Origin of the sequence: Oerskovia rustica (assembly GCF_014836555.1) — a bacterium.
GTDB lineage: Bacteria > Actinomycetota > Actinomycetes > Actinomycetales > Cellulomonadaceae > Oerskovia > Oerskovia rustica.
In genome coordinates this window covers 1-10,459 of sequence record NZ_JACSQQ010000040.1, presented here as the reverse complement: position 1 = coordinate 10,459, position 10,459 = coordinate 1, and the positions used below count along the sequence as shown (strand labels likewise).

The window sequence follows — 10,459 nt, the reverse complement described above, 5'->3', positions numbered from 1 at the left end:
TCAGCGCTGGGTCGAGTGCTCGACGACGAAGTCCGTGAGCGCCCCGACGCTCTCGAGGTGGTGCTGCTCGAGGGCCTCGGGATCGACCTCCATGCCGAGGGAGTCCTCGAGAGCCATGAGCAGGCCCAGGACGCTCGTCGAGTCGAGGTTGAGGTCCTCGAACAGCCGGGTCTCCTCGGTGACGTCGGCCAACGGTCGTCCGAGGACGCCCGAGAGGGCCTCGACGATGGCGAGGACGATGGGCTCGCGTGAGGTGGCGGCCGTCGTGGTCATGGTTGCTCCTGTGGTCGGTGCGCCGTGCGGCGCCGTGGTGCGGGTGGGCGGGGAAAGCGTGGGGACCTGCCGTCCCTGGGGGTCGTCGGCGCTCGCAGGCGCTGAGGGGACCGGTCAGAGGGACACGGGAGAGGCCGGCTCCGGTCGGGAGACCTCGGCGGAGAGGTCGTGGAAGACCTGCGGACCGAGGAGGTCTTCGACGCGGTCGCGGCGTCGCACGAGCAACGCCTCGTCACCGTGGAGGAGCACCTCGGCCGGGTAGCCGTGGCTGAGGAAGTGCACGGGCGAGGCCGTCACGCCGTAGGCGCCGGACCGGTCCACCGCGACGAGGTCGCCCGGGACCAGGTCCTCCGGGAGAGCAACGGCCTTGCCGATGGTGTCGTTCGGGGTGCACAGCGGGCCCGTGACGTTCCAGGGAACGTTCTCGGCGAGGCTCACCCGGTTGACGAGGCGCATCGGGAAGTTGCGCTTCACGAACGAGCCGATCCCGACCGCGGCCATGTGGTGGTTGGTGCCGCCGTCCGCGACGGCGAAGCGCTCGTCCATCGACTCCTTCACGAACCGCACCCGGGTCACGTAGGTGCCGCACGTGGCCACGAGATACCGGCCGAGCTCCATCGCGAGCGACGTGCCCGGGTGCGCGGCCGCGAACGCCGCGATGACCGGGTTCAGCGTCTCGGTCAGGACCTCGACGTCCAGGTCGCGCTCGCGCTCGAAGTACGCGACACCCAGTCCTCCGCCGACGTCGACCAGCTCGAGGTCGAAGCCGAGGAAGGCTGCCACCCGTTCGGCGAGGTCGAAGATCCGACGCGTGTTCTCGACGATGGTCTCCTCGGTGAGGATGCGCGTGCCCATGTAGGCCTGGACGCCCATGAGCGCCACGGCGCCGAACCGCGACGCGAGCGTCGGGTCCGCCAGCAGCTGCGCCTCGTCGATCCCGAACTGGCGCGGTTTGCCGCCCATCGTGAGCCCGCTGCCCTTCACCGTGAAGGAGGGGTTGACGCGCAGGACGACCTTCGCCGTCGTCCCGAGGTCCCGCGCGACGTCGTCGATGAGCTCGAGCTCGCCGAACGACTCGCAGATGATCGCGCGTACTCCCTGCGTGAGGCACTCGACGATCTCCTCGCGGCTCTTGCCCGGGCCGAGGAACAGGATGTCCTGCGGCGCGACCCGGGCCGTGAGCGCGGTGCGCAGCTCCGTCAGGGAGGAGACCTCGGCCTTCGCGCCCAGCGTGTGCAGGAGCCCGCAGACGCTGACGTTGGGGTTGGCCTTGAGCGAGTAGTAGATGTCGATCGCGGGGTCGAGGCGGTCACGCAGCCCACGGAACTGGGCGGTCAGGACGTCGCCGTCGTAGAGGTAGAGGGGGGTGCCGAACCGTGCGGCGAGCTCGGTGACCTCCGCGGGCGTCCGGCCGCTCGCTGCCACGGCGATCTTCCGGGGTTCTGGTTGCAGGTCAGTCACGTGCTGTTCCTTCCGTGAGGCGCGCGGCCACAGAGTCGTCGAGGTGCGAGAGCTCGTCGTCGGACGTGGCGACGAGCAGGCCGTACAGCCGCCCCGAGAACGGGGTCCCTGCCGTACGGGTCGAGGCGGCGGCGTTGACCGTCGCGGTGTTGTCCACGAGCAGGCCACGACCGCGGTCCGTCGTGTAGAGCAGGTCGCCGAGCCTCTCCTCGAGCGCGTCGAAGCTCACGGGAGCATCGAGGGTCAGGTCGTACTGACGCGCGAGCGCCACGCCGTCGTCAGGCAGGAACTGCTCCTGGAGGCGCACCTGGTAGGTCGACATGTTGTTGCGTGCGTTGATCTCCAGGACGGGCAGGAGGCTTCCGTCGGTCAGGACGATGGCGTCGACGCCGACGATGCCGTGGAAGCCGTCCTGATGGAGCCGTGCGCCCAGGCGGGCGGAGAGCTCGCCGAGCTCGTCGACCCGTTCCCGGGGCAGCCGTGAGGGGATCCGGTGGCCCTGGTGCACGCCTCGCCTCGTGAGTGCCTCCTTGACGAAGTCGAACGTCACCGTCCCGTCGAGCGCGACCGTGAAGTGGTAGTTGAGGTCGGTGGCCTTCTCCGCCCACTCCTCGACGACGACGGAGAGGCGTTCGTCGCCCGACCGTTCCGCCCTGCGGACGACCATGCGGAGCAGCTGGTCGAGCCGACGCTCGTCGTCGACCACGAGGATCCCCTTGCCCGACACCCCGTACGCGTCCTTGACCCCGACGGTCCGACCGGCGGCCACTGCCCGCGAGGCCTCGGCGACGGCTCGCGTGAAGTCGTCGACCGTCCGGCAGACCCATCCGCGCGCCTGTCTGATGCCCAGCTCGGAGCAGAGCTCGCGGCTGTAGATCTTGCTGTTGACCGCCTTCGTCGTCGCGGCGCCCGGCAGGGCCGAGGCGAGTCCCGTCACGGCGCACAGCTCCTCCTCGGCGGTCGACGTGCCGTGGGCGAGCAGCCGTGCCCCGCCCGCGGCGAGCTCGCGCAACCTCGACTGCAGGTGAGGCGAGTCCAGCGCGTCGCGGGTGACGGTCCGCAGCGGGTCGTCGACGTCGGTCACGAGGACCTGCGGCAGGTCGAGCCCGAGCGAGTCGAGGTAGGCGAGGTATCCCGGGTCCGGCGCGGACTTGAGGACGACGTGGTCGTCCTTGCCCGCGAGGAGCAGCGCGAACTCGTCCATCCTGTTGACGACCGCGCTGGACGCGCCCGCCCCGCGGACGCTCGGCAGCCCGATCTCACCGTGCGCCCACTCGTCCTCGACCTCGAAGTTGCCGAGGAACACGAAGGGCGTCGTCACGTCGCCCGTGAGGGCGTCCTTGACGCGGTGCACGAAGGGGGTGCGTGCGGTGGTCGTGCCTGCTGTCATGCGCGTGCCTCTCGGTACTGGAAGACCATGGCGGAGAACGTGGCACCGAGGCCGACCGCTGCCATCAGGTAGTGGTCGCCGTCGGACAGGAGGCCGGCGGCGTCGGCGTGGGAGTAGTTGATGAAGGCGTCTGCGCCGAAGCAGTGACCGGTCACGGGGACGAGATCCAGGTGGACCCGGTCCATGGGGTAGCCGAGGTGCCGGCACACCCGCTTCCACGACACCCGGTTGACGTTGTGCGGCAGGATCAGGCGCAGGTCGTCGAGCTCGAGCCCTGCCTGGGCGACCGCCTCGGCCACGACCCCGGCCAGCTCGGTCGTGTAGGCCTGGCCGAACGGCGCTGCGAGCTCGGGCGGAAGCGGTACCTGGTGGTACTCGCCCCACGTCCGGGTCGCGTAGGCGAGCAGCCGGTCGCCCGGCGCCGCGGCGGAGACGAGGCACGCGGCGGTGCCCTCGCCCATGACCGTGGTGCCCTCGATCATGCGGGTCCCCGGGCTCGAGGCCTTCTCGCCCGTGATGATCAGCGCCAACCCGTCGGGCTCGCCGTCGGAGGCGAGCAAGCGACCGGCGAGGTCGATCGCCAGGAGGCCAGAGGCGCACGCGTGCTGGGTGAGCGTGAGGACGACGGCATGTCCCAGGCCTAGGGCGTCCGCCACGTCGTGGATCGGGTTGCGCCCGAGGGGGGCGACGGTGGCCACGGTCCGCGCGCCCAGCACGTACCTCACGCGGTGCTCGTTGCCGCGCAGCCCGGGCAGTGCCCTCGCGGCGGCGAGGAGGATGGTCGTGAGGTCGTCGTCGCGGGCCGTACGGATCTCCCTCAGGCCGAAGAACCGTCGGAAGACACCCAGGTCGAGGGGCGTGATCCCGAGCTCGTCGGCGATGTCGGCGATGTCGACCCGGTGCGAGGGGATGTGCGCGGCGACGTCGACGAGCGTGGTCATGCGGCGCCCTGGTCGGCGGACCGCAGCTCGATGAGGAAGGAGCCGAGGGACTCGAGGGTGGGGTAGTCACCGATGACCGCGGGGTCGATGGTGAGGTCGAGCTCGTCCTCGAGGTCGCCGCACAGAGCGAGGACCTGTACCGATCCGAGCCCCAGCCCGCTCAGAGTGGCGGAGGGCGCGACGTCTTCCGGCGGGCAGCCGAGAAGGTCGGCGACGCGGGCGACGACGAGGCTGCGCAGCTCTTCCTCGCGCATCCGTGCTGGTCCGGGGGTCATGCGGTGGCTCCTGCGTGGTCGTGGCGGGGGTCGGGGCTGCGCCGTGCGACCCGCAAGGAGTGGAGCGGTTCGAGCGCGCCGCTCTCGAGCGCCTCGCGCGTGCGGCCCCGCTGGATCTTGCCGCTCGTGGTCCGCTGGACGCGTCCCGGGCGGACGAGGACGACGTCGGTGACCTGGGCGCCGGAGACGTCGGCGAGCAGGGCGGCCATCTCGTGCACGACGGAGTCCAGCTCGGTGAGCGCCTCGGCCTGCGTGACGGGGTCCGTCGGCCGCAGCGTGGCGCGGAACTCCTGGACGGCGACGACGGTGCCGGGCCGTTCGGACGGGGTGAAGACCGCGCCCGGTCGGCCTTCCGCGCCGGGGTGCACGGTCTGCATCAGGCGTTCGAGGTCGTACGGGAAGACGTTGCGCCCGTGGATGATGAGGAGCTCTTTGAGGCGTCCCGTGACGACGAGCGAGCCCTCGTGCAGTGCCCCCAGGTCTCCCGTGCGCAGCCAGGGTCCGCTGCCGTCGGCCGCGATCGCGCCGAACGTCTCCTGGGTCGCGTCCGGGCGTCCCCAGTACCCGGCTGCGACGACCGGTCCGCGGACCCAGATCTCTCCGACCCGTCCCTCGGTCAGCCGTTCGCCCGTGGGGTCCACCAGGATCACCTCGCCCTCGCGGGGGGTCCCGCATCCGACGAGCCGTGTGGTGTCGTCGGCGTCGGGCAGCCCCTGGGAGGTCTCGAAGCGTCCGTCGCCAAGGGCTGACGACCGGACGGCGACGGTGGTGTGACCGGAGTCCGCGACCGGGTAGGAGACCGTCAGGGTGGCCTCGGCGAGACCGTAGGCCGGGGCGTGGCACGCGGCCCCGAACCCGTAGGCCGAGAAGCGCTCGGTGAAGCCGTCGAGTGCGCTCGGGTCGATGGGCTCGGCACCGTTGAGGGCGGTTCGCACCCGGCTCAGGTCGAGGCCCTCGAGCTGCCTGTCGCGTGCCTGGCGGAGACAGTGGTCGTACCCGAAGTTGGGCGCCCCGATCACGGTGGCCCCGCTGCGGTCGACGAGGTGCAGCCAGGCTGCGGGGCGCTTGAGGAAGTGCGAGGAGGTCATGAGGTAGGTCGTCGCTCCCACGCCCAGGGGGACGAGGAGCATGCCGATCAGGCCGAAGTCGTGGTAGGCGGGCAACCAGCTGCAGAACACGGAGCCGGGACCCAGGTCGAGGGACTGCGCGAAGCTCTGCGTGTGGTGCGAGACATTCGCGTGGGTCACCATGACCCCCTTCGGGTCGCCCGTCGAGCCCGAGGTGTACTGGAGGAATGCCAGGTCGTCCAGGGTGGTCCGGGCGGGGGCGGGGGCGTCGGTTCCGCCCCCCGCCGTGAGGGGTTCGATCAGGGCGACTCGAAGGGCCCGCACCGGTGCGCTCTCCGAACCGGTGACCCAGTCGCGGATCTCTTCCTCGTGCGCGGCGTCGGTGAGGGCGAGGGTCGCTCCCGCGTCGGCGACGATGCCGGCGAGGCGTTCGCGCTGATGGGGGTAGCCGCCGGGCAGCGGGACGGGGACAGGGACGACGCCCGCGTACATGCACGCCAGGAGGCTCTGGACGAACTCGAGGCCCGTGGGGTGCAGCAGGAGCACGCGGGCACCCGGCGAGCACTGCCGGGAGAGACCGCGGGCTGCGGCGCGGGCCGATCGATCGAGCTCGCCGTAGGTGATCGAGCGATCGGTTCCGGACTCCGGCGCGAAGACCACGGCGGCCTTGGAAGGGTGGTTCGTCGCGTGCTGGGAAAGATCCTGCATGAGCGTGCGGACACCGTGCACTACTGCCCCCTTGGCCAAGACAACCCTGTCGCGAGGAGTGTAGGGGCAATTAGAACGGACCGTCTACAATTTCCGGACTCCTTGTCACCAACGTCTTGCCAAGCCTTCCGGCTTGTGACAAAGTACTTTGAAGTACAAAGTCATCTTCCCTGTGGAATCGAGGAGCCTTGACGAGTCTCTCTGGCAGCAATGGTGATCGGCCGCTCGACCCCGCCGAGAGCCTGCGCCTCATCGCGGCCCAGCAGGAGAAGGTCAAGGACGTCGAACCCGACGGCCGGGTCCTCTACGGCGTCTGGGGGCTGGCCTGGCTCCTGGGCTACACGACGCTCTACGTCAGCTCGCTGCGCTCGGGCGCCCCTCCCGCCACGGCGACCCTGGAGATCGGGGCGAGCGACGTCGTCGGGCAGCCCGAGCCCTGGGCCTTCCTCGCCTTCACCTTCCTCGTCGTGGGCGCCGTGGCCATCACGATCGTGCACATCATGACGCGCGTGAGCGGGGTGCGCGGCGCGAGCGCCCGCTCGGGCGCGCTCTACGGCTGGGCCTGGTTCATCTCGTTCGCAGCCATGAGCATGGTCCTGGGCGGGCTCGCCCGTGCCGGGGCGAACCCCGAGGTCATGTCCCTCGCGAGCAACTCCCTGTCGTGCCTGGTCGTCGGGATCATGTACCTCGCGGGCGGCGCCATGTGGCAGGAGACCCGCCTGTACGTCCTGGGCGTGTGGATCCTGCTCGTCGCCGGGGCCGCGACGATCGTGGGCCTGCCCGACCTCTACCTCGTCATGGCCGTCGCGGGCGGGGGCGGGTTCCTGCTCATGGCGTTCGTCGAGCAGGTCCTGCGCGTGCGGACCCGTCGCCGGCTCGCGGGAGGTGCCCGTGCCTGACGTCGAGCTCGACCCGGTCATCCACGCTCAGGCGCGGCTGCGCGTCGTGGCGACGCTCTCGGCGCTGGGCGCGGGCGACCAGATCGCGTTCCCCAGGCTCCAGAAGCTCCTCGAGATGACCGCGGGCAACCTCTCGACGCACCTGCGCAAGCTCGAGGACGCCGAGTACGTGACCGTCACCAAGACCCACGAGGGCCGCACCCCGGCCACCTACATCAGCCTCACCCCTCGCGGGCGCCGCGCCTTCGAGGTCTACACCGAGTCCCTGAGCATGCTCCTGAGAGGAGCCGGATCGTGACCAGCCAGCACTCAACCGTCAGTCCGGGGCGGGCTGCCGCCGCGACACGAGGAGGCCCGGCCGTGCCGCACGGGTCCCTCGTGTCGGCGCAGCACGTGACCCGCCGCTTCGGCGAGGTCGTCGCGCTCGACGACGTGACCCTCGAGGTCGGGGCCGGCGAGCTCGTCGGGCTCCTGGGCCCCAACGGCGCCGGGAAGTCGACGCTGCTCTCGCTCGTGAGCGGGCAGCGCAAGCCCGACTCGGGCGTCGTGCGCCTCTTCGGCGGCGACCCGCGCGACGCCTCATCCCGACTGGGTCTGGGCCTCACGCCTCAGGAGACGGGCCTGCCCGCGACCCTCAAGGTGCGCGAGGTCGTCGACTTCGTCGGCAAGCACTACGCGAACCCCGTGCCCACGGGCGAGCTGCTCGAGCAGTTCGGGCTGTCCGACCTCGCCGGGCGCCAGACCGGGGCCATGTCCGGCGGGCAGAAGCGACGCCTCGCGGTCGCGCTCTCGCTCGTCGGGCGCCCACGGGTCGTGCTGCTCGACGAGCCCACCACGGGCCTCGACGTGAGCGCGCGCCAGGCGCTGTGGACCGCGATCCGCGAGTACCACGCGGCCGGCGGGACCGTGCTCCTCACGAGCCACTACCTCGAGGAGGTGCAGGCGCTCGCGCAGCGCGTCGTCGTGATCGACCAGGGCGTGGTCAAGGCCGACGACACGCTCGACGCGATCCTGCGCCGCGTCGGGCTGCGCCGCGTGGTCGTGCGCAGCACCGCCGACCTGGGGGCCGACCTGCCGGGCGTGGTGCGGTCCGAGCGCGCGGCCGACAAGGACGCGGGGGAGTCCGGCGCCTGGCGGTACGAGCTGTTCACGGCCGACGCCGACGAGCTGGTCCGCACGCTCGTGACGTCGGGCCTGCCGTTCCACGGGCTCGAGATCCGGGGCGCGAGCCTCGAGGAGGCGTTCGAGCAGATGGTCTCGCACGCCGCGACCACCGACCACGACGAGGCCGGGAGCCCGACGGGCGCGACGCCGTCGGGCGCCCCGGACCGCCAGACCTCCGAGGAGGAGAGCGCGCGATGAGCACCCACGCAGCCACCACGACCTCCGGCGTGAGCGGGCGCCCGCCCAGCGCCGCGACCCTCACCTGGATCCACCTCAAGTACCAGTTCCTGGAGACCGTGCGCGTGCCCATCGCGGTCCTCGGGAACCTGTTGTTCCCCGCGCTCGCGATGTTCTTCTTCGTCGTGCCGCAGAAGGAGGTCGCGGGCGACCCCGTCGCGGCGACCACGGCCGTCGCGTCGCTCGGGCTGTTCGCGATCTGCTCCGCGAGCCTGTTCACCTACGGGCTCGGTGTCGCGGAGGACCGGGCGCTGCCGTTCGACCCGTTCCTGCGCTCGCTGCCCGCGGGGCCCGCGCCCCGCATGATCGCGCGCATCCTCAACGGCGGGATCTTCTCGCTGTTCGGGCTCGTGCCGCTCATCCTCATCGGGTGGCTCCTGACGGCGGCCTCCGTGACGTGGCCGCAGCTCCTCGCGGGGGTGGGGACCGTGCTGCTCGTGTCGGTGCCGTTCGTGCTGCTGGGCATCGCGATCGGGTACTCGTTGTCCGCCAAGGCGGCGCTGCCCGTGGTGCAGGTCATCCTGTTCCCCCTCGCGTTCGCGGGCGGGCTGTTCCTGCCGCCGTTCCTGTTCCCGCCGTGGCTCGACGCGATCTCGATGACCACCCCGACGCGCGCCGGTCGCGACCTGCTGGTCCAGGCGCTCACGGGCGAGCCGGCGTACGCGCTCGCGTGGGTCGTGCTGCTGGGGTGGACCGTGGTGTTCGCGGTCCTCGCGGTGTGGGCGTACCGCCGCGACGAGGGCCGCCGCTTCAGATAGCCCCTGCCCCCTCCAGGTGCCGAGAACGAGGTTGTGGTCGCTATCCCTGTGGATGGCGACCACAACCTCGTTCTCGACGGCGCGGAACGTAATGTGATATCACTTTGATAGATGCGGGGCGCCCGGCACCCGTGAACGACGAGAGGAACAGCCATGAGCGACACCACCGCCCCCCCGCAGGAGTCCGTGGGCGGCGAGCCGAGCGGACGCCCCGTGGGCCACGACGGCACCCGCGTGGACGTCACCGAGCAGCCCGCGTGGTCGCTCGGCGCCGGCGGAGGTGGCCTCGCGATCCTCCTCGTCCTCGTCCTTCTCGGCGGGTCGGTCCCCCTGTTCATGACCAGCACCCCGGTCGGCACCCTGCTCGGCGTGGTCGCGATCGTGCTCGGCCTCCTCGCGCTCACCGCCGTCAAGGTCATCAACCCGGGCCAGACGCTCGTCGTCCAGTTCTTCGGCCGGTACCTCGGGACGATCCGCCGCACCGGGCTCGTCGCCACCGTGCCGCTCTCGACGCGCAAGCGCGTGTCCGTCCGCGTCCGCAACTTCGAGACGAGCGAGCTCAAGGTCAACGACGCCGACGGCAACCCGATCAACATCGCGGCGATCATCGTGTGGCAGGTGGCCGACACCGCGAAGGCGAGCTTCGCCGTCGAGGACTACACCGACTTCGTCCGCGTCCAGGCCGAGTCGGCGCTGCGCCACGTGGCCATGTCCCACCCGTACGACGACGCCGAGGCCGGCGAGCAGTCGCTGCGCGGCGCGACGGAGGTCGTGTCGGCGGAGATCGCCGCGGAGGTCGCCGCGCGCGTCGTGGTGGCGGGCGTCGAGGTCGTCGAGGCCCGCATCTCCAACCTCGCGTACGCCCCCGAGATCGCGCAGGCCATGCTGCAGCGCCAGCAGGCCGGGGCGATCATCGCGGCCCGCTCGAGGATCGTCGAGGGCGCCGTGTCCATGGTCGAGGACGCCCTCCAGCGCCTCGAGGCCGAGTCGATCGTCACGCTCGACGACGAGCGCCGCGCCGCCATGGTGTCGAACCTCCTCGTCGTGCTGTGCAGCGACAGCCGCGCGACCCCCGTCGTCAACGCCGGGTCGAGACGCAGCAGGACCTGCTTCCGTTCGGTCCGGGGCCGTCGAGGCGCACCCTCGCGCCCGACGTCCGCTCCGCCGTCGGGCCCACCTACGACGGGCGCACCCTCGCGCCCGACGTCCGCTCCGCCGTCGGGCCCCGGAGCACCCTCACCCGGCGCCCCGCCGGGGGCGGGCGCCGGGCCCGCGGGGGGGGCGGG

10 protein-coding genes and 1 pseudogene are annotated in these 10,459 nt (G+C 71.5%); 5 read left to right on the top strand and 6 right to left on the bottom strand.

Annotated elements, in window-relative coordinates; genetic code table 11:
- The 6 genes from H9652_RS17055 to H9652_RS17030 form a co-directional block, all read right to left on the bottom strand.
- The gene (locus H9652_RS17055; RefSeq protein ID WP_191797615.1) at positions 1 to 273 is read right to left on the bottom strand and encodes an acyl carrier protein; all 273 of its coding nucleotides are present in this window, start codon (positions 271 to 273) and stop codon (positions 1 to 3) included.
- Between the two features lie 114 nt (positions 274 to 387).
- On the bottom strand, positions 388 to 1,734 hold the full coding sequence (locus H9652_RS17050; RefSeq protein ID WP_318244237.1) for a type III PLP-dependent enzyme: 1,347 nt from the start codon (positions 1,732 to 1,734) through the stop codon (positions 388 to 390).
- Positions 1,727 to 3,124, bottom strand: a complete 1,398-nt coding sequence (locus tag H9652_RS17045) for a preATP grasp domain-containing protein (protein WP_191797613.1) — start codon at positions 3,122 to 3,124, stop codon at positions 1,727 to 1,729. The genes H9652_RS17050 and H9652_RS17045 overlap by 8 nt, the downstream gene beginning before the upstream one ends.
- Positions 3,121 to 4,065 carry a 3-oxoacyl-[acyl-carrier-protein] synthase III C-terminal domain-containing protein gene (locus H9652_RS17040; RefSeq protein ID WP_191797611.1) on the bottom strand — a complete coding sequence of 315 codons (945 nt, stop codon included), beginning with the start codon at positions 4,063 to 4,065 and terminating at the stop codon, positions 3,121 to 3,123. The genes H9652_RS17045 and H9652_RS17040 overlap by 4 nt, the downstream gene beginning before the upstream one ends.
- A complete protein-coding gene (locus H9652_RS17035; RefSeq protein ID WP_191797609.1) occupies positions 4,062 to 4,340 on the bottom strand; it encodes an acyl carrier protein in 279 nt (92 codons plus the stop codon). Before H9652_RS17035 ends, H9652_RS17040 begins: the two co-directional genes overlap by 4 nt.
- Entirely contained in the window at positions 4,337 to 6,136 is a 1,800-nt protein-coding gene (locus H9652_RS17030) for a fatty acyl-AMP ligase (protein ID WP_191797607.1), read from the bottom strand. Before H9652_RS17030 ends, H9652_RS17035 begins: the two co-directional genes overlap by 4 nt.
- Positions 6,137 to 6,303: 167 nt before the next feature.
- Between H9652_RS17030 and H9652_RS17025 the strand changes: the two genes are divergently transcribed.
- The 5 genes and pseudogenes from H9652_RS17025 to H9652_RS17005 form a co-directional block, all read left to right on the top strand.
- Positions 6,304 to 7,014, top strand: a complete 711-nt coding sequence (locus H9652_RS17025; RefSeq protein WP_191797605.1) for a hypothetical protein — start codon at positions 6,304 to 6,306, stop codon at positions 7,012 to 7,014.
- Positions 7,007 to 7,312, top strand: a complete 306-nt coding sequence (locus H9652_RS17020) for a transcriptional regulator (RefSeq protein ID WP_191797603.1) — start codon at positions 7,007 to 7,009, stop codon at positions 7,310 to 7,312. Before H9652_RS17025 ends, H9652_RS17020 begins: the two co-directional genes overlap by 8 nt.
- A gap of 62 nt (positions 7,313 to 7,374) precedes the next feature.
- On the top strand, positions 7,375 to 8,376 hold the full coding sequence (locus H9652_RS17015; RefSeq protein ID WP_318244236.1) for an ABC transporter ATP-binding protein: 1,002 nt from the start codon (positions 7,375 to 7,377) through the stop codon (positions 8,374 to 8,376).
- Entirely contained in the window at positions 8,373 to 9,173 is an 801-nt protein-coding gene (locus H9652_RS17010; RefSeq protein WP_191797601.1) for an ABC transporter permease, read from the top strand. The genes H9652_RS17015 and H9652_RS17010 overlap by 4 nt, the downstream gene beginning before the upstream one ends.
- Positions 9,174 to 9,326: 153 nt before the next feature.
- Positions 9,327 to 10,265, top strand: a pseudogene (locus tag H9652_RS17005) (SPFH domain-containing protein); the annotation flags it as partial.
- Positions 10,266 to 10,459: the final 194 nt, after the last annotated feature.